The following is a 16,808-nucleotide window of genomic DNA, read 5'->3' on the forward strand; positions in this document are numbered from 1 at the left end:
AGGTGTGCAGGAGCTGCGAGTACCCACGAAACTCGGCCGCCTCCGCGTCCAGGTCACCGGCCAGGGCGAGACCATCCTGTTCTGGCCCAGCCTGTTGATGACGGGTGACATGTGGGCCGCGCAGGCAGCGGAGTTCGGCACCACCCACCGGGTCATCCTGGTCGACCCGCCCGGCCACGGTGGCAGCGAAAAGCTCACCGCGCCATTCAGTTTCACCGACTGCGCAGGCACCGTCGCCGACATACTCGACGGCGTGGGGGTCGAACGCACGCATTTCGTCGGCAACTCGTGGGGCGGGATGATCGGCGGGACGTTCGCGGCGCTGTACCCGAACCGCATCGGCCGGGCGGTGTTGATGAACTGCACGGCGTCGGCCGCAGGCAGGCGTCAACGGTTCGAGTACGGGCTGCTGCTCCGGGCGGCAAAAGTGCTCAACGGCATCCGCGGCCCTCTCACCCGGTCGGTGCTCAAGGCGTTCCTGGGACCGACGTCGATGCGCGTTCGCCCAGAAGTCGTCGCGTTCGTCGACGACGCCGCACACCAGGTCGACATCGACTCGAGCGCATGGGCAGTGCGAAGCGTCGTGCCCCGACGCCCCGACCAGCGGGGCCTGCTCGCACAGGTACGAACCCCGGTGCTCGTGGTCGCCGGCGCCGAGGACGCGACCTTTCCGCTCACCGAGACCAAGGCCATGGCCGATTCCATCCCGGGCGCCGAGTTCGTGGTTCTCGACGGCGTCGCGCACCTGGCCGCCCTGGAGAATCCGGCCCTCACCAACACCCTGATCAGGGACTTCCTCGGGCGCGCGTAGCGTCTAAGCATGACTGAGCCGGTCACCCTGCCGCCACTTCACATGCGGCGCAATGCGTTCGACCCGACACCGGAACTCGCCGAGATCCGTGAAGCCGACGGGGTGCGCACCGTCATCAGTGCGCTCGGCAACCCGGTGCACCTCATCACCCGCCACGAGGACGTCAAGGCGGTGCTGAGTGACCACGAGCGCTTCTCCAACAGCCGACCACCTGGTTTCACCCTGCCGGGGGCGCCCGAAATGTCCGAAGCGGAATTGGCCAGCGCACGGGCCGGAAACCTGCTGGGCCTCGACCCGCCCGAGCATCAACGGCTGCGCCGCATGCTGACCGCCGAGTTCACCATCCGCCGGATGAAGCGGCTCGAACCGCGGATCGTCGAGATCGTCGACGCCCGCCTCGACACGATGACCGCGGCCGGCCCGCCGTCGGATCTGGTGGCCGATTTCGCGCTCCCCATCCCGTCGCTGGTGATCTGCGAACTGCTCGGGGTGCCCTACGAGGACCGTGACGACTTCCAGCATCGCTCGACGCTCCAGCTCGACCTCTCGCTGCCCATCGCGGAACGCCTTGCGCTGCAACGGCAGAGCCGGGAGTACATGCGCGGCCTCGTCGGACGGGCCCGCCGGGATCCGGGTGAGGACATCCTCGGCATGCTGGTCCGCGACCACGGTGCCGAATTGAGCGACGACGAACTCGTCGGCATCGCCGGGCTGCTACTCCTCGCCGGGCACGAAACCACGTCGAACATGCTCGGCCTGGGCGTCCTGGCGCTGCTGCGCCACCCCGAGCAGTTGGCCGCGGTTCGCGACGACCCGGATGGCGTCGGCCCGGCCGTCGAGGAACTGCTCCGCTGGCTGTCCATAGTGCAGAACGCCATCCCCCGCTTCACCACCACCGACGTCGAGGTGGCCGGCGTGCGGATTTCCGCGGGCGAGTTGGTCTTCGCCTCATTGCCCGCGGGCAACCGGGACCCCGAGTTCATCGACAGCCCTGACGTTCTCGACATCCGCCGCGGCGCGCCCGGACATCTGGCCTTCGGCCACGGCGTGCACCATTGCCTCGGAGCTCCGTTGGCCCGCATGGAGATGCGGATCGCCATTCCCGCGCTGCTGCGCCGCTTCCCCACCCTGGCGCTCGCAGAACCCTTCGATGCCGTGCAGTACCGGTCTTTTCACTTCATCTACGGGCTCAAATCATTGGCGGTAACGTGGTGAATGCCATGAAAGTAGAAGCAGATCAGGACGCCTGCATCGCATCGGGCAACTGCGTGATGATCTCCGAGGTCATCTTCGACCAGGACGACGACGGTGTGGTCGAAGTCCTCGTCGACGAGGTTCCCGAGGATGAGATCGACCACGCGCGCCAGGCCGTCAAGCTGTGCCCCGCATCGGCATTGAAGCTCACCGGGGAGTGAAGTCGGGCCGCACCGTTCAGAACGGTGGTGGCGGTCCGTATTGTTCGGCGAGCCAGGCTTGGTGTTGGCGTTCGACTTCGAGGTCGTTGTTGAGTTCGGCGCGTAGCCGTCGTTCGGCGGTGATGCGGTTCTGCCGGTCCTGTTCGCGGGTGTGGCGGCGGGTGGGCATCATCGCGGCGCGGTCCGGGCTCGCAGCTGGCGGTTCGGGCAGGTTGAGTTCCCCGGTCGGGGTGCCCAGGGTCGGGAACATGCCGGCGCCGTGGGGTTCGGTGGTGTAGGTGTGGCCGGTGGGTGCGGTGATTTCGACGGTGCCATCAGGTAATTGGCGATCCGACCAGCCGGGGCAGAACGTCTTGACCAGGTGATGAGTGCGGCAGTAAAGCTTGGTGTTGGACGGATGGGTCGGACCCAGCGGATAGGGCATCGTGTGGTCGATATCGCAACGTTGGACCGGGGCGTCACAACCCGGGAACCGGCAGGTCAGGTCCCGCCACCGGATGAACTCCGAAAGTCCGACCGAGGGGCGATACCCCGGCTCAAACGCATCAGACGCCGTCGACGTATCAGCGGCCTCACTCGGATCGCTCGGGTCGGCGGCCTTACCGCGTTCCACTGCGCTGGGTTGGGGCGGTTCAGGCATGTCAGCCGCTTCGCTCTGCTCGGTGGGTTGGGTGGGCACCCGCAGGGGCTTGAGCTTGGCCATAGCGGCCAGGTCGCGCACGCGGTCGGCGGGCAGGATCCCATACCCAGGTAGATAACCCGGATCATCACTGGTGCCCTCCAAGGTGGCCTGGTCGACCAGCACGTGAATCACCGCGGCATTGGCGGCGGCCCGCTTCTGAGCGGCGGGGCACTCCGGCAGCCCGCACCGGCACACCAATTGCGATTCCAGCCGCGCCAACGGACCCACAGCATCACAGCGGCGCTGCTGGGTGCGCGGATCGTTCTCACACACCGTCGCCGCCAACGCATCCAGGCGTTGATTCAACGCCGCCCCGTCGGCGGCATCGACGTTGCCCCACACCGAGGCCCTACCCGGGCTGTGCGGCTCAATCTGCACAAACCGCTCCTCGACCAGATTCGGCGGCACCCGCTCCCCGTTCGGATCGAGTTTGGCGATCCACTGATCCACCCGATCCCGCAGTTTGGGTTCCGACAGCTGCATCCACCGATGCGCCCGCGCCGCCAACTCCGCATCCAACACCGCCCACACCTCCGGATCGGCGATGCCGGTACGGGCGATGATCATGCACACCACCCGATAATCGATCTCCCCGGCCGCCAACCGCGCCGCCACCAACGGCAGCTTGTCGCGCAACACCCGAGCCCGCTGAACCTGCGTGCCCGCGCGGCCCCGACTGATCCGCAACGCCGCCGACACCTCGGCAGCCACCTCCTCAAACGGATCGGTCCGCCAGAAAATCGACTCGATCAACTCCTGCTCGCGCAGAGAGTCCAACGCCCCGATCGCGGCCAACCGGGCCGCGATCGCCACCGACTCCGCCCGCGCGGTGGCACTGATCCTGTCGATCAACGCCACATCGGAACAGTTATCGAACATACATTCGAGTATGCCACCACCCACCGACAACCGTGGGCGATCACCGCTGGGGCTGTGCGGGGTGCTGATGCTCGCCGGGCAGGTCGATCACCCCGGCCCGAACCAGGATCAGCAGGCTGACGGCGAACACCCAGAGCGGGAACGCCAGGACGATCCACATGCTGACATTGCCGGCGATCAGAAGAGCCACCGCGACAAGGTAAGTCGTGTACACCAGCGAGCGCGGCATCAGTCCGGTCTTGAGCCAGATCGTCGCCAACGACATCATGAACACCGCTGCCATCCGGACGCCGTAGGTCTTGCTCAACGCCATCAGCACCATCTGCCCGAACGTGGCGACGTGACTGTAGGCATCCGCATCGGTGATCCCGGCCCGGCTGGCGATCAATCCGGCACCGACGGCCGACGACACGAACATCATCGCCAAGAACAGGATTCCGCTGCCGAGGAACACCGACGAGAAGAATCGGTCCTCGTAGCGTCCGAAGCCGTCACGCACCACACCGATGAACCACAGGAACGCGATGCCGGCGAACGGCATCAACACCGACGCCACGCGCAACCGGGTTGTCGCGCCGTCGACCCACTGCGAGCCGGGCTCGGCCCCCTCGGGCAACGCCGTGCGGATCAGTACGAGGGCCACCCCGAACAGGACGGCAAACAAGACCCCCGCCAACGCAGCCGCTCGCGGCGTGGACAAGCGGTGCAAATGTTTCTGAACCACGGCGTCATCGTGACACCTCAACCGCTCATCTGCGACGACATTCGGCCCCCTAGGATTGCCGGGTGTCTCTCAGTGGGAAAACCGCATTGGTCACCGGAGCGACGAGCGGCATCGGCCACGCCACCGCAACGCTTCTCGCCGAACGCGGCGCACATGTTCTGGTGAGCGGTCGAGACCCGGAACGCGGGGCGCAGGTGGTGACCGAGATTCGCGGGGCCGGCGGCACCGCCGATTTCCTCGGCGCAACGCTGACCGACGCCGCCAGCGCCCACGCATTGGTACAGAACGCCCTCGCGGTCGCCGACCAGATCGACATCCTGATCAACAACGCTGCCATCGCGGTCTTCGGGCCCACCGCGGCGATCGCCGAGCAGGATTTCGACGACTGCTACGCCCTCAACGTGAAGATCCCGTTCTTCCTCGTCGGCGCGTTGGCACCCGCCATGGCCAAGCGCGGCGACGGCGCGATCGTCAATGTCAGCACCATGGTTTCCATGTTCGGCGCACCGGGTTCTGCGGTGTATGCCTCATCAAAGGCCGCGTTGAATCTGCTGACCAAGTCCTGGGCTGCCGAATACGGACCCAAGGGCGTCCGGATCAACGCCGTCGCTCCGGGACCGACGCTCACCGAAGGCACCACGGCTCAGTACGGCACCGATCGCCTGGCCGCGCTCGCCGCCCAGGCACCGGCGCGACGGGTCGCTGATCCCGCCGAAATCGCACAGACCATCGGGTTTTTGGTCGGCGACAGCGCCAGTTTCATCCACGGCGCTGTGCTGGCGGCCGATGGCGGTCGCACGGCGATCTAGAACCTACGGCTGGCCGGGCAGCAATCTGATCATCAGGCCATGCGCCTCGGCGAGCAGGTTCTCGTCGGGATCACGCAGCTCGGCATTCACAAAAGCCTTGCGCCCCTCGGACTCACGAACCCAGCCGCGTGCGGTCAGCACCGTGTCGATGGGCGTCACCTTGCGGTAGTCCACATGCAGGAACGCCGTGCGACTGATCGGCCGGCCCGCGGCGTGGATCACCATGCCGAACACCGAGTCGAACAGCAGTGGCAGCACCCCGCCGTGCACCGCGTAGTTGCCGCCGACGTGGAAACGGCTGAACTGCACATGCAATTCGACGCCCTCGGGCTCGAACTTCGACATGGTCCACGGCGCCATCAGCAGGCTGCCCGCGCCGGGTAGCGAGGGCACCCGATTGGCCGGGCCCACGCCCTCGGCGGCCTCGTACGGGTCGAGAAGCTTGACGAGCTCTTCGACCCGGTCAGCCGCGTCGTCCCAGGTGTCGCTGTCCGGGTCCGCCGAGACAGCCAGATCCTGCACCCGGCGCATCGCGGTCAGGAAACGCCCGAAACCCGGCCCGGGATCGGCCGGCTTGAATACCGGGAATCCGCCGTGCTGCTCGAAAACCGATGGTTCGTCGCTCACTTGGCGGCCAGGATGTCGCGCCGCACGATCGTCTGCTCGCGGCCCGGACCCACACCGATGCACGAAACATGTGCGCCGGCAAGCTCTTCCAGCCGCAGCACGTAGTCCTGGGCCTTGGCGGGCAGATCGGAGAACTCACGTGCGGCGGAGATGTCCTCCCACCAACCGGGCAGCTCTTCGTAGATTGGCTCGGCGCGGTGAATGTCGGACTGCGTCATGGGCATCTCGTTGGTGCGCTTGCCGTCGACCTTGTAGCCGACGCACACCGGCACGGTCTCCAGGCTGGAGAGCACGTCCAGCTTGGTCAGGAAGTAGTCGGTGATGCCGTTGACGCGGGTTGCGTACCGGGCGATGACCGCGTCGAACCAGCCGCAGCGCCGGGCCCGGCCGGTGGTCACGCCGACCTCGCCGCCGGTCTTGGCCAGGTAGGCGCCGTGCTCGTCGAACAGCTCGGTGGGGAACGGACCGGACCCGACACGAGTGGTGTAGGCCTTGAGGATTCCCAGCACCGTGGTGATCCGCGTCGGCCCGATCCCGGAACCGACCGCGGCGCCGCCGGCCGTCGGATTCGACGAGGTGACGAACGGGTAGGTGCCGTGGTCGACGTCGAGAAGGGTGCCCTGCGACCCCTCCAGCAGCACGGTCTCGCCGTTTTCGAGCGCCTGGTTCAGCAGCAGCCGGGAATCGGCGATACGGTGCTTGAAGCCTTCGGCCTGGGTGAGCAGGTTCTCCACCACCTCGGCAGGCTCGAGCGCCTTGCGGTTGTAGATCTTGACCAGCACCTGGTTCTTGAATTCCAGTGCGCCCTCGATCTTTTCGGCCAGCAACTGCTCGTCGAGCACATCGGCGACCCGGATCCCGATGCGGGCGATCTTGTCCTGGTAGCAGGGTCCGATGCCGCGGCCGGTGGTGCCGATCTTCTTGCTGCCCGCGTAGCGCTCCACGACCTTGTCGATTGCGACGTGATACGGCATCAGCAGATGCGCGTCGGCCGAGATCAGCAGGCCCGAGGTGTCGACGCCTCGATCTTCCAGACCCTGGAGCTCGGTGAGCAGCACGCCCGGGTCGACCACCACGCCGTTACCGATGACGTTGGTGACCCCTGGCGTCAGGATGCCCGAGGGGATCAGGTGCAGTGCGAAGTTCTCCCCCGTGGGCAGCACGACGGTATGCCCGGCGTTGTTACCCCCCTGGTAGCGAACGACCCACTGCACGCGTCCACCGAGCAGATCGGTGGCTTTACCTTTGCCCTCGTCGCCCCACTGGGCGCCGATGAGGACGATTGCCGGCATGGCGTAATCTCCCGCCTAATCTTCCGCACTAATGTGATGCAGCCGGTAGGCCACCTTATCCCAGCTCACGCCAGGAACACATTTGTCTGACCGCAAGGAGCAGTTTTGACCACCTCAGACGGGGTCGCGGTGGTCGGTTCAGAGCCTGTTCCGCGCCCGCTCCGCAACCTGCCGAGGGTCGATGTCGACGACCTCGGCACACCCCGCAGACTGGTCGTGACCGGCGGCGAAGCCGAGCTGGCCGCCGTGCTCGCCGCGTTGCTGCGCGCCGATCGGCTCGACGTGGAAGTCGCCGCGGCCACCGGCAGCTGGTCGGCCCGGCGCGCGCTGCGCGCCCCCGCCCGGCGTGTCCCGCTGATCCGCGACGAGACGGGAACAGTGCTGGTAGGCGCGGCGCAATGGCACGGACCTGACGGTGGGCCGGTCCAGGGCGAGGCCGTCGTCGACGACGTCGTGCTGTTCGACGGTGAGGCACCGGGCGTCCGGGTCGAGCCGACACTGGACATGCCGGGACTGCGCGCGAGCGTGCTGTCCGACCGGGGCCGGCCGGTCCGTTGGGTCGCCGGGCGTGCCGCGCAGCTCGGGACCCCGGGTGCGCAGGTGATCCGCGACGGGGTGCCCGCGCCACGGACCGTACGACGATCGACGTTCTACCGGCACACCGAAGGTTGGCTGCGCGTCGGCTGAGCGGGCCGGATCGCCGGCCGAATTGCCGGCCGAATTGCCGTAGCGTCGAATCGTGAACATCCGCCCGCTGCATCAGTCGGTACGCCCGAGCCCGGTTTTCCTGGCCGTCGTCGCGCTCACCGTGGCCGGCGGAGTGCTGGCCTGGCTCGCCGCGGACAACGTGAAGCCACTGTCCTATGTGGGCGTCTTCATCCTGGTGATCGCGGGCTGGCTGGTGTCGCTGTGCCTGCACGAGTTCGGCCATGCCTTCACCGCTTGGCGGTTCGGCGACCACGACGTCGCAGTGCGGGGCTACCTGACCCTCAACCCGCTCAAGTACTCCCATCCTCTGCTGTCACTGGGTCTGCCGGTGCTGATCATCGCCCTCGGCGGCATCGGGCTGCCCGGCGGTGCGGTCTACGTCCGCACTTCCTGGATGACAGCCCGGCAGAAAACGCTGGTCAGCCTGGCCGGCCCGGCGGCCAACCTGGTACTGGCGGTCCTGCTGCTCGCCGTCACCCGGATCTTCTTCGACCCGGCCCACAGCGTGTTCTGGTCCGGGATGGCCTTCCTGGGGTTCCTGCAGGTCACCGCGGTAGTGCTGAACCTGCTGCCGGTTCCCGGGCTGGACGGCTACGGCGCACTGGAACCACATCTGAGCCCCGACACCCAGCGTGCACTGGAGCCGGCCAAGCAGTGGGGCCTGTTCATCCTGATCATCCTGCTGTTCACGCCGGTGCTGAACCGATGGTTCTTCGGGGTGGTGTTCTGGTTCGTCGATCTCTCCGGCGTGCCGAGTCAGCTGGTGTCGATCGGCAGCCAGCTGACCCGGTTCTGGTCCGCCTGGCTCTAAACCTTGCCACATATGCGTACTTCCGCATATATTTCGGGGCATGGGTGCCGGCCACGATCACAGCCACAGCAGCGATACCCGCGTCAGCAGGATGATCATCGCCGCGGCGATTCTGAGCGCGTTCTTCGTCCTTGAGCTGGTCACAGCGCTGCTGATCAACTCGATCGCCCTGCTCGCCGACGCCGGGCACATGCTCACCGACCTGGTCGCCATGTTCATGGGGCTGACCGCGGTGCTGCTGGCGAAGCGCGGCAGCACGTCCCCGGCCCGCACCTACGGCTGGCACCGGGCAGAGGTGTTCACCGCCGTGGCCAATGCCGCCCTACTGCTGGGCGTGGCGGGCTTCATCCTCTACGAGGCCTTCGAACGCCTCGGCAATGCTCCCGACGTACCCGGCGTGCCGATGATCGTCGTGGCATTGGCAGGCCTGGCCGCCAACGCCGTCGTCGTGATGATGCTGCGGTCGCACTCCAAGGACAGCCTCGCGGTCAAAGGCGCCTACATGGAGGTCGTGGCGGACACCGTCGGCAGCATCGGCGTCCTGGTCGCCGGCATCGTCACCGTCACCACCGCCTGGCCCTACGCCGACGTGGTGGTCGCGGTCCTCGTCGCCCTGTGGGTGCTGCCGCGGGCCATCGCCTTGGCCCGGGCCGCGCTGCGAATTCTCAGCGAATCCTCCCCGCAGCACATCGACGTCAACGAACTCCGGGCCGCGCTCGAATCGGTGGACGGCGTGACCGAGGTGCACGATCTGCACGTGTGGACGCTCGTTCCCGGCAAGGACATGGTTACCGCGCACCTGACCAGCAGCGCCGATACCGCCCGGGTGCTCGACGACGCACGCGCGGTACTGAACGCCCGCGGCCTGGCTCACGCCACCGTGCAGGTGGAACCGCCCGACTCAGCGGAAGACTGCTCCTGCGAGGCGAAGGACTGAGCTCAGGCCAGGCCGAGTTCGCCGCGCGCAGCCGGATCGCAGTCGTCGAGAAGATCCAGGCACCGCTGGAATTCGTCGGTCTCGCCGATGTCGTCGGCGGCCCGGGCCAGCGAGGCCACGCACCGCAGGAATCCCTGGTTCGGCTCATGGGCGAACGGCACCGGGCCGAAACCCTTCCAGCCGTTGCGGCGCAGCTGATCCAGCCCGCGGTGATAGCCGGTGCGGGCGTACGCATATGCGGTGACGGCCTTGTCGTCGGCCAGGGCGTTCTCGGCCAGCACCGCCCACGCGATCGACGCCGAGGGGTGGGCGGCGGCCACCACGGCCGCCTTTTCACCCGCAGCCAATTCGTCCTCGGCCTCAGGGTCCCCGGGCAGGAAAACCGGTTCCGGTCCCAACAAATCACCCATCCGTGTCATGGGCCTATTGTGCACCGACCGATAAGCTCCACCGGTACCGACGTACGGGAGGACCGCAGCAGGGATGTCGAACCCAACGGGACCTGACGAGGGCCGCGCCGACCACAGCGACACACCGACCGAGAAGGTCGAGTTGCCGAACATGTCCGAGGTGACCGAGCCGGCCACCGAGATCTTCGGCTCGGCCGACGAAGTCACCGGGGAAGTCCACCTCAACGACGAACGACGCTTCACCGCGCCGTCCGGGTTCGACTCGTCGACGCAGAAGATCGACACGCCTCCCGACCCCGAGACCGAGGTGTTCGCTCCGCCCGGCGAGGGCGACACCGTCGCGGCCGATGTCCCGAAAGGCGCTGCTCCGCAAGTCATCCCGCCACGCGAGGAACAGGAACAGAAGCCGCAGCCGGCCGCCCGCCGGAGCTGGGGGTGGGTGGTCGCGGTCGTGTTGGTGATCGCGGCGCTGGTGGCGATCGCGGTGCTCGGCACCGTCCTGCTGACCCGGAAGTCGTCGGCGGCCGCGTCCCAGGAGGACGACGTCCGCACGACGATCCAGAACTTCGACTCGGCCATCCAGCGCGGCGACCTGGCCGCCCTGCGCTCGATCACCTGCGGCACCACCCGCGACAACTACGTCAACTACGACCAGCGGGCGTGGGACGAAACTCACGCCCGGGTGGAGGCCGCCAAGCAATACCCCGTGGTGGCCAGCATCGACCAGGTGGTCGTCAACGGCGACCACGCCGAGGCCAACGTCACGAGCTTCATGGCCTTTGCCCCGCAAACGCGGTCGACCCGCAGCTTCGACCTTCAGTTCCGCGACAATCAGTGGAAGATCTGCCAGGCGCCCACCGGCTAACCTGGTCCGGTGACCCTGCGCGGACCCAAGCTCTGGTTGGCATTGTGCGCGCTCGGCGTGGTCGTCGTCGTCGGCGTGGCCGCACTGCTGGTGCGGCATCCGGGCTCGGTACTCGACGTCCTGCCCGGCAAACCCGTGGCCTTTCCCCAGCTCGACCGTGCCGCACTCGATCCGGCCCAGGCCCGTGTCGTCGACGTGCTGCAGGCGCAGTACGACGCGCAGCCCGGCGGCAGCCATTTCTCCGAGGGAGTCGAGGAGCCGTGGTGCGCCGACTTCGTCAGCTGGGTGCTCAACGAGGCGGGCCGGCCGCTGTCCAATCCGAACTCGGGGAACTGGCGGATCCCGGGCGTGTACACGCTGCAGGAGTACTACCAGGCCGCGGGCCGGTTCGCCGCGCCGGACTCCTACCGGCCGCGCACCGGTGACGTGGTGTTGTACGCCGACGGCAGCCCACTCGGGTTGCACACGAATTTCATTGTGGCCGTGGATGACAACGCGATCACCACGGTCGGCGGCAACGAGGAGGGCGGCATCCGCGTGCACACCCTCGACGACGCCGAGATCGCGGGCATCCTCGGGTACGGCAGGCTGGCCGCCTAGGCGCCGGTGACGCTGCGCCCGGCGCTGTGCAGGTCGTTGCAGGCCTCGATGACGCGCTCGGCCATGGACGCCTCGGCCTTCTTCAGGTAGCTGCGCGGGTCGTACACCTTCTTGTTCCCGACCTCGCCGTCGATCTTGAGCACACCGTCGTAGTTGGTGAACATGTGCGCGGCCAGCGGACGGGTGAAGGCGTACTGGGTGTCGGTGTCGACGTTCATCTTCACCACGCCGTACTTGAGAGAGTCCTCGATCTCCGACTTCAGCGAGCCGGACCCGCCGTGGAAGACGAAGTCGAAAGGCTTTGCATCACCGGGCAATCCGAGCTTGGCCGCGGCCACCCGCTGCCCCTCGGCCAGCACCTCGGGCTTGAGGACCACGTTGCCGGGCTTGTACACGCCGTGCACGTTGCCGAAGGTCGCGGCCAGCAGGTACGCCCCCTGCTCACCGGCGCCCAGCGCGTCGATGGTCTTCTCGAAGTCCTCCGAGGAGGTGTAGAGCTTCTCGTTGATCTCGGCCTCGACGCCGTCCTCTTCACCGCCGACCACGCCGATCTCGACCTCAAGGACGATCTTGGCCGCCGCCGCGAGCTTCAGCAGTTCCTGGGCGATGGTCAGGTTCTCGTCGATCGGGACAGCCGAGCCGTCCCACATGTGCGACTGGAACAGCGGGTTGCGGCCCGCGGCAACACGCTCGGCGGAGATGGCCAGCAGCGGCCGCACATAGGTGTCCAGCTTGTCCTTCGGACAGTGGTCGGTGTGCAGGGCCACCGTGATCGGGTACTTGTCGGCGATCACGTGGGCGAACTCGGCCAGCGCGACGGCGCCGGTCACCATGTCCTTGACCCCCAATCCGGAGGCGAACTCGGCCCCACCGGTCGAGAACTGGATGATGCCGTCGCTGCCCGCGTCGGCAAAACCCTTGATGGCGGCGTTGAGGCTCTCGGAGCCGACGCAGTTGATGGCCGGAAATGCGAAGGAATGCTCCTTGGCCCGGCTCAGCATCTCGGCATAGACCTCAGGCGTGGCGATCGGCATGGCTTGTCCTTCCATCTGGACGCGGGTTATCGCAGGTGAAGACCGGTGGTGGGGCCCAGGTACCCTAGGGAGTCGTGATCGACATCGCCCTCCCTGAGGCTACGACCAATCTGGCGCTCATGCCGGATTTCATGGATCCGCTGCACCTCATCGGATCCTTCGGCACCTGGGCCCTGGTGGGCATCCTTGTCGTCGTCTTCGTCGAGTCCGGGGTGTTGTTCCCCGTCCTTCCCGGCGACTCGCTGTTGTTCGTCGCGGGAATGCTGGCCGCGGGCACCGCCGCCCAGGGAACGGCCGTGGACGCCAACTTCGCGCTCTGGCAGCTGCTGGTGTTCATCCCGCTGGCAGCGATCCTCGGTGGCCAGGTCGGCTATGTCATCGGCCGGTTCATCGGTGTCGAGATGTTCAAGCCCGACAACCGCGTGCTCAAGCAGAAGTACCTCGACGAGGCCCACGCGTTCTTCGAGCAGCGTGGCCCGTTCGCGATCGTCATCGCCCGCTTCGTACCGATCGTGCGCACCTTGGCGCCGATCGTCGCCGGTGCCGCCAAGATGCGCTACTCGGTCTTCACGACGTTCAACGTCCTGGGCGCCGTCGTGTGGGGCGTCGGCCTGGTGCTGCTCGGCTACTGGCTGGGCCAGTTCGAGATCATCCAGAAGCTGCTCGAGCCGATCTTCATCCTGATCGTCGTGGCCTCGGTGGCCCCGATGTTCTTCGAGTGGCTCAAGCGCCGCCGCGCCGCCAAGAAGGCCGCCGCCGACCAGGCCTAACTGCCGCCGAGCACATCGAACAGCTCACGCAGGCCGGCGAGCGTGTGCGCCGGCAGGAAGTGATCGCACAGCGGCAACGCCGCGGCCATCGATCTGGCCAGGGGCACATAATCCGGTGCCGCCGCGCGAGGGTTGAGCCACACCACCAGATGCGCCCGGCGGCGCAACCGGACCATCTCGCGCTGCAATAATTCGGGCGGGTCCGAATCCCATCCGTCGGAGGCGATCACGACCACCGCACCGCGCAACGCATGACCGTGCGGACCGCTCAGCAGCGCACCGATCGACCGGGCCAGGCGGGTGCCTCCATAGCGATCGGCCACCTTCTCGTTGGCCCGGGCCAATGAGAACTCGGCAGACCGGTGCGACAGCACGGCGGTGAGCCGGGTGAGCGTGGTCGCGAATGCGAACACCTCGGGTCGGGTCCGGCGGTGCACCGCCGCCGCGCGCATCAGATGTAGATACACCGCGGCGTACGGCTGCATCGATCCGCTGACGTCGCACACCAGCACCACCCGCCGGGGACGGAGGCGGGCCAGGGTCCTGGCCACCCGCACCGGCTCCCAGCCGGTGGTCCGGGATGCCCTGATGGTCTCCCTCAGGTCGACGCGCCGGCCGGCCGGGTGACGGCGCCGACGCAGCGTGCGGCGGTGCGGCCAGCGGGCTTCCGCGCTTTCCAGCCAGGCTCCGATCCGCCTCAACTCGTCGCTGTCGAACTGCTCGAACGGCTCGAACGGCTCGTCGGCACGCTGGGCCAGCCAGCTCGGCATCAGGTCGGGCAGCGCCCTGCCGTCGGGCGAGCCGGCCACCGCGGCGATGGACGCCGGCCTGGTCGTCCACGGCAGGTCGGCGTCGACGGCTTCGCCGGCCTCGGCCGCCGAGCTCCGAGCGGGTGCGGGCGACGACAACGCCGATCGCTTGAGACCGGGCGGATCCAGACCGAGCACGGCGTCGGCGAAAACCGCGTCGAACACCGCGTCGAAGGCAGGCAGATCCTCGACCCGGGTGACGAGTGAGAGCCGCGCCGCCCAGTACAGCCGAGACCGCGCGGCGGGCACCAGCTCGTGCATCGCCTGGACCAGGGTTGAGGGCCCGACCGCCGACACCGTCACCCCGCCCGCGCGAAGCCGGTCGACCAGCGCGACGGCGAACGCGGCCAGGTCGGCCCCACGCAGCAGGGATGACGTCACCGGCGAGCGTGCCTGGCCATCCGCAGCCGGCCGAAGGTGAACACCAGGGCCGCGAGCAGAAACGCACCGGCGACCCGGGGGCCGTATCGCTTGAGTGCGCTGCCGCCGGCCAGATCCAGCAGGTCGATCGGCTCTGGGCCGGGAACCGGTGCGGCTACGGGCTTTTCGGTGGGCTCCACCGGAGCCTTCTGGGTGGCGAGCTTGGCTTCCAGCGACTCGACGAACTGGCCCAGCAGTTTCTCCGACACGTCCTGCAGCATGCCGCTGCCGAACTGGGCGAGCTTGCCCACGACCTTGAGGTCGGTGTCGACCGTGACCCGGGTCGCCTGCCCGGCGTCGTGCAGGCGGGCGGTCACGGTGGCAGCGGCATTGCCGGCGCCTCGGGCTTCCTTGCCCAGCGCATCGATGACGGCCCGGTGCTCGTCGCGGTTCTGCTCGACGAAGTGGACCTTGCCGTTGAACTCACTGGTGACCGGGCCGACCTTGATCTTCACCCTGCCCAAGGTGTCCTCGCCCTCCTGACCGGTCAGCTGTGCGCCCGGCATCAGCGGGACCACCTGCTCGAGGTCGGTGAGCAGGTCCCATGCCTCGTCGACGGGCACGCTGACGGTGAACTCGTTGGCAATCTTCATAGGGCGCTTCCTCTCAGTTCCAGCAGTGCGTCACGGAGCTGTCCCGTGTCGTCGGGGGTCTTGGCCAGAGCCCCGAGCGTCTCCAGCGCCGCGGGGTCCACCAGGTCACCGACACCCAACGTCACCAGGGCGGCAACCCAGTCGATGATCTCGGCGATACCCGGTGGCTTGTCGAGGTCGAGATCGCGTGCGGCACCAACGAATTGGGCAGCCCGCTCGATGAGCGGGTCGGTGGCCCCTGGCACCGTGCGACGGACGATCGCCACGGCGTGGGCACGCTGCGGGTACTCGATCCAGTGATACAGGCAGCGACGACGCAACGCGTCGTGCAGGTCACGACTGCGGTTCGACGTCAGCACCACGACGGGCGGCCGGTCGGCGACGAATGTTCCGAGCTCGGGAACCGTGACCGCGGCCTCGCCGAGGAACTCCAACAGCAGCGCCTCGAACTCGTCGTCGGCGCGGTCGATCTCGTCGACCAGGAGCACCGGTGGGCGCGGTCCGCGGTGCCGCACGCACTGCAGGATCGGCCGGTCGATGAGGTAGGCCTCGGTGTAGAGGTGTGCTTCGTCGAGCTGTTCGCCGCCGCGAGCTTCGGCCAACCGGATGGAAAGCAGCTGGCGCTGGTAGTTCCAGTCGTAGAGGGCCTCGCTCGCGGTCAGCCCCTCATAACACTGCAGCCTGACCAGTGGGGTATCCAGAACGGCCGCCAGTGTTTTGGCCGCGGTGGTCTTGCCGACGCCCGGTTCGCCCTCCAACAACAGCGGGCGTCCCATCGTGACGGCCAGATAGATGGCTGTCGCGGTGCCCTCGCCAAGCAGGTAGTCGCTGGCGTCGAACCGCCGCACCACATCCTCGACGCAGGAGAAGACCGGGTCAGTGCTCATGCGCCGCGGAGCCCGCCGACCCTGATGCCTTCGATGACCTCGGCGACGATCGAAACCGCGATCTCGGCCGGGGTTTTCGCGCCGATCGCCAGTCCGACCGGGGTGTGCACCCTGGTGCGTTCGGCTTCCGTCAATCCCAGGCCGTCCAGGATGGACGCCCCGCGCACCCGGCTGGCGACCAGCCCGATGTAGCCGACCCCGGCGTCCACCGCGGCCCGGATCACCTCGCCTTCGGGGCCACCGAGACTGGCGATCACCACGGCAGTGGCATCCCCGGGGTCGGAGCCGGGATCGTCGAGCCGCCGCACGTCGTAGCCGAGAATCCCGCACAGTTCGACCATGGCGTCGGCGATCGGCGTGCCACCGAAGATCTGTACCAGCGGCGCGGGCACCTCGGGTGCCAGGAAGATCTCCAACGCGCCGCCGGACAGACAGGGGTTGACCACCACGCAGGCACCCGGGGCCTCGGGGAAATGCACATCGCCGTCGGGCAACACGCGCAGCAGTACACTCTCGCCCACCTGCAGCGCCCCCAGCGCTGCCTTGCGGACCGAGTTCTGAGCGCAGTGTCCTCCGACGAACCCCTCGATCGTGCCGTCGGCCAACAGGATCGCCTCATCCCCGGGATGCGCCGAGGTGGGCGGCTGCGCGCGCACCACCGTCGCGTGCACGAACGGCGTTCGTGCCCGGCGAAGTTGTGCCACGCGCTCGCTCAGAGTCATCTG

The 16,808-nt window shown here is 67.7% G+C and carries 20 protein-coding genes; 10 read left to right on the top strand and 10 right to left on the bottom strand.

Going from position 1 to position 16,808, the window contains the following annotated elements; all coding sequences use genetic code 11:
- Positions 1-4 precede the first annotated feature (4 nt).
- From ACNQVK_RS33450 to ACNQVK_RS33460, 3 genes are read left to right on the top strand one after another with little or no spacing between them, the layout of a single operon-like run.
- Complete coding sequence (locus ACNQVK_RS33450) at positions 5-811, top strand: alpha/beta fold hydrolase (protein ID WP_418033011.1); 807 nt, start codon at positions 5-7, stop codon at positions 809-811.
- A gap of 9 nt (positions 812-820) precedes the next feature.
- The gene (locus tag ACNQVK_RS33455; RefSeq protein ID WP_418033013.1) at positions 821-2,026 is read left to right on the top strand and encodes a cytochrome P450; all 1,206 of its coding nucleotides are present in this window, start codon (positions 821-823) and stop codon (positions 2,024-2,026) included.
- A gap of 5 nt (positions 2,027-2,031) precedes the next feature.
- Positions 2,032-2,226, top strand: coding sequence for a ferredoxin (locus tag ACNQVK_RS33460; protein ID WP_418033015.1), 195 nt, complete (start codon positions 2,032-2,034; stop codon positions 2,224-2,226).
- A gap of 16 nt (positions 2,227-2,242) precedes the next feature.
- On the opposite strand, the gene ACNQVK_RS33465 is transcribed toward ACNQVK_RS33460, so the two are convergent.
- Both ACNQVK_RS33465 and ACNQVK_RS33470 read right to left on the bottom strand, forming a co-directional pair.
- Positions 2,243-3,787, bottom strand: coding sequence for an HNH endonuclease signature motif containing protein (locus ACNQVK_RS33465; RefSeq protein ID WP_418033017.1), 1,545 nt, complete (start codon positions 3,785-3,787; stop codon positions 2,243-2,245).
- A 40-nt stretch (positions 3,788-3,827) separates the two neighbouring features.
- Positions 3,828-4,511, bottom strand: coding sequence for a hypothetical protein (locus tag ACNQVK_RS33470; RefSeq protein ID WP_418033019.1), 684 nt, complete (start codon positions 4,509-4,511; stop codon positions 3,828-3,830).
- A gap of 62 nt (positions 4,512-4,573) precedes the next feature.
- Here ACNQVK_RS33470 and ACNQVK_RS33475 point away from each other — a divergent pair, with 62 nt between their 5' ends.
- Positions 4,574-5,320 carry an SDR family NAD(P)-dependent oxidoreductase gene (locus tag ACNQVK_RS33475; protein WP_418033021.1) on the top strand — a complete coding sequence of 249 codons (747 nt, stop codon included), beginning with the start codon at positions 4,574-4,576 and terminating at the stop codon, positions 5,318-5,320.
- A 3-nt stretch (positions 5,321-5,323) separates the two neighbouring features.
- On the opposite strand, the gene ACNQVK_RS33480 is transcribed toward ACNQVK_RS33475, so the two are convergent.
- Positions 5,324-5,947 carry a PaaI family thioesterase gene (locus ACNQVK_RS33480; RefSeq protein WP_418033023.1) on the bottom strand — a complete coding sequence of 208 codons (624 nt, stop codon included), beginning with the start codon at positions 5,945-5,947 and terminating at the stop codon, positions 5,324-5,326.
- The gene (locus ACNQVK_RS33485) at positions 5,944-7,239 is read right to left on the bottom strand and encodes an adenylosuccinate synthase (protein WP_418033025.1); all 1,296 of its coding nucleotides are present in this window, start codon (positions 7,237-7,239) and stop codon (positions 5,944-5,946) included. Before ACNQVK_RS33485 ends, ACNQVK_RS33480 begins: the two co-directional genes overlap by 4 nt.
- A gap of 105 nt (positions 7,240-7,344) precedes the next feature.
- On the opposite strand from ACNQVK_RS33485, the gene ACNQVK_RS33490 reads away from it, so the two are divergent.
- From ACNQVK_RS33490 to ACNQVK_RS33500, 3 genes are read left to right on the top strand one after another with little or no spacing between them, the layout of a single operon-like run.
- The gene (locus ACNQVK_RS33490; RefSeq protein ID WP_418033027.1) at positions 7,345-7,926 is read left to right on the top strand and encodes a hypothetical protein; all 582 of its coding nucleotides are present in this window, start codon (positions 7,345-7,347) and stop codon (positions 7,924-7,926) included.
- A 52-nt stretch (positions 7,927-7,978) separates the two neighbouring features.
- Positions 7,979-8,758, top strand: coding sequence for a site-2 protease family protein (locus tag ACNQVK_RS33495; RefSeq protein WP_418033029.1), 780 nt, complete (start codon positions 7,979-7,981; stop codon positions 8,756-8,758).
- 40 nt (positions 8,759-8,798) lie between these two features.
- Positions 8,799-9,695 (top strand): cation diffusion facilitator family transporter, encoded by an 897-nt coding sequence (locus ACNQVK_RS33500; protein WP_090424149.1) that lies wholly within the window; start codon positions 8,799-8,801, stop codon positions 9,693-9,695.
- 2 nt (positions 9,696-9,697) lie between these two features.
- On the opposite strand, the gene ACNQVK_RS33505 is transcribed toward ACNQVK_RS33500, so the two are convergent.
- Positions 9,698-10,114, bottom strand: a complete 417-nt coding sequence (locus ACNQVK_RS33505; RefSeq protein ID WP_418033031.1) for a DUF3151 domain-containing protein — start codon at positions 10,112-10,114, stop codon at positions 9,698-9,700.
- 64 nt (positions 10,115-10,178) lie between these two features.
- On the opposite strand from ACNQVK_RS33505, the gene ACNQVK_RS33510 reads away from it, so the two are divergent.
- Positions 10,179-10,970: a DUF4878 domain-containing protein gene (locus tag ACNQVK_RS33510; RefSeq protein ID WP_418033033.1), complete on the top strand. Its 792-nt coding sequence runs from the start codon at positions 10,179-10,181 to the stop codon at positions 10,968-10,970.
- A gap of 9 nt (positions 10,971-10,979) precedes the next feature.
- Positions 10,980-11,570, top strand: a complete 591-nt coding sequence (locus tag ACNQVK_RS33515) for a CHAP domain-containing protein (RefSeq protein ID WP_418033035.1) — start codon at positions 10,980-10,982, stop codon at positions 11,568-11,570.
- Here ACNQVK_RS33515 and fbaA read toward each other — a convergent pair.
- Positions 11,567-12,604 (bottom strand): class II fructose-bisphosphate aldolase, encoded by a 1,038-nt coding sequence (fbaA, locus tag ACNQVK_RS33520; protein ID WP_418033036.1) that lies wholly within the window; start codon positions 12,602-12,604, stop codon positions 11,567-11,569. The genes ACNQVK_RS33515 and fbaA overlap by 4 nt on opposite strands.
- Before the next feature lie 119 nt (positions 12,605-12,723).
- Between fbaA and ACNQVK_RS33525 the strand changes: the two genes are divergently transcribed.
- On the top strand, positions 12,724-13,374 hold the full coding sequence (locus ACNQVK_RS33525; RefSeq protein WP_418034483.1) for a VTT domain-containing protein: 651 nt from the start codon (positions 12,724-12,726) through the stop codon (positions 13,372-13,374).
- Here the strand turns inward: ACNQVK_RS33525 and ACNQVK_RS33530 are convergent.
- Genes ACNQVK_RS33530 through ACNQVK_RS33545 form a run of 4 tightly spaced genes read right to left on the bottom strand, consistent with a single transcriptional unit; the run spans position 13,371 to position 16,805 of the window.
- Complete coding sequence (locus tag ACNQVK_RS33530; RefSeq protein WP_418033037.1) at positions 13,371-14,564, bottom strand: vWA domain-containing protein; 1,194 nt, start codon at positions 14,562-14,564, stop codon at positions 13,371-13,373. The two genes, ACNQVK_RS33525 and ACNQVK_RS33530, sit on opposite strands and share 4 nt — an antisense overlap.
- Entirely contained in the window at positions 14,561-15,196 is a 636-nt protein-coding gene (locus tag ACNQVK_RS33535) for an SRPBCC family protein (RefSeq protein WP_418033039.1), read from the bottom strand. The genes ACNQVK_RS33530 and ACNQVK_RS33535 overlap by 4 nt, the downstream gene beginning before the upstream one ends.
- Positions 15,193-16,083 carry an AAA family ATPase gene (locus ACNQVK_RS33540; RefSeq protein WP_418033041.1) on the bottom strand — a complete coding sequence of 297 codons (891 nt, stop codon included), beginning with the start codon at positions 16,081-16,083 and terminating at the stop codon, positions 15,193-15,195. The genes ACNQVK_RS33535 and ACNQVK_RS33540 overlap by 4 nt, the downstream gene beginning before the upstream one ends.
- Positions 16,080-16,805 carry an XdhC family protein gene (locus ACNQVK_RS33545; RefSeq protein ID WP_418033043.1) on the bottom strand — a complete coding sequence of 242 codons (726 nt, stop codon included), beginning with the start codon at positions 16,803-16,805 and terminating at the stop codon, positions 16,080-16,082. Before ACNQVK_RS33545 ends, ACNQVK_RS33540 begins: the two co-directional genes overlap by 4 nt.
- Between the last annotated feature and the right edge of the window lie 3 nt (positions 16,806-16,808).

This window comes from Mycobacterium sp. 134 (assembly GCF_048282715.1).
In the GTDB taxonomy this organism is placed as follows: Bacteria; Actinomycetota; Actinomycetes; order Mycobacteriales; family Mycobacteriaceae; genus Mycobacterium; species Mycobacterium septicum.

Excerpts from the sequence above, each read along its gene's own strand:
- ACNQVK_RS33485 (WP_418033025.1), bottom strand. The coding sequence starts at position 7,239 with ATGCCGGCAATCGTCCTCATCGGCGCCCAGTGGGGCGACGAGGGCAAA.
- ACNQVK_RS33455 (WP_418033013.1), top strand. The coding sequence starts at position 821 with ATGACTGAGCCGGTCACCCTGCCGCCACTTCACATGCGGCGCAATGCG.
- ACNQVK_RS33545 (WP_418033043.1), bottom strand. The coding sequence starts at position 16,805 with ATGACTCTGAGCGAGCGCGTGGCACAACTTCGCCGGGCACGAACGCCG.
- ACNQVK_RS33460 (WP_418033015.1), top strand. The coding sequence starts at position 2,032 with ATGAAAGTAGAAGCAGATCAGGACGCCTGCATCGCATCGGGCAACTGC.
- ACNQVK_RS33500 (WP_090424149.1), top strand. The coding sequence starts at position 8,799 with ATGGGTGCCGGCCACGATCACAGCCACAGCAGCGATACCCGCGTCAGC.
- ACNQVK_RS33505 (WP_418033031.1), bottom strand. The coding sequence starts at position 10,114 with ATGACACGGATGGGTGATTTGTTGGGACCGGAACCGGTTTTCCTGCCC.
- ACNQVK_RS33535 (WP_418033039.1), bottom strand. The coding sequence starts at position 15,196 with ATGAAGATTGCCAACGAGTTCACCGTCAGCGTGCCCGTCGACGAGGCA.
- ACNQVK_RS33525 (WP_418034483.1), top strand. The coding sequence starts at position 12,724 with ATGCCGGATTTCATGGATCCGCTGCACCTCATCGGATCCTTCGGCACC.
- fbaA (WP_418033036.1), bottom strand. The coding sequence starts at position 12,604 with ATGCCGATCGCCACGCCTGAGGTCTATGCCGAGATGCTGAGCCGGGCC.
- ACNQVK_RS33540 (WP_418033041.1), bottom strand. The coding sequence starts at position 16,083 with ATGAGCACTGACCCGGTCTTCTCCTGCGTCGAGGATGTGGTGCGGCGG.
- ACNQVK_RS33465 (WP_418033017.1), bottom strand. The coding sequence starts at position 3,787 with ATGTTCGATAACTGTTCCGATGTGGCGTTGATCGACAGGATCAGTGCC.
- ACNQVK_RS33510 (WP_418033033.1), top strand. The coding sequence starts at position 10,179 with ATGTCGAACCCAACGGGACCTGACGAGGGCCGCGCCGACCACAGCGAC.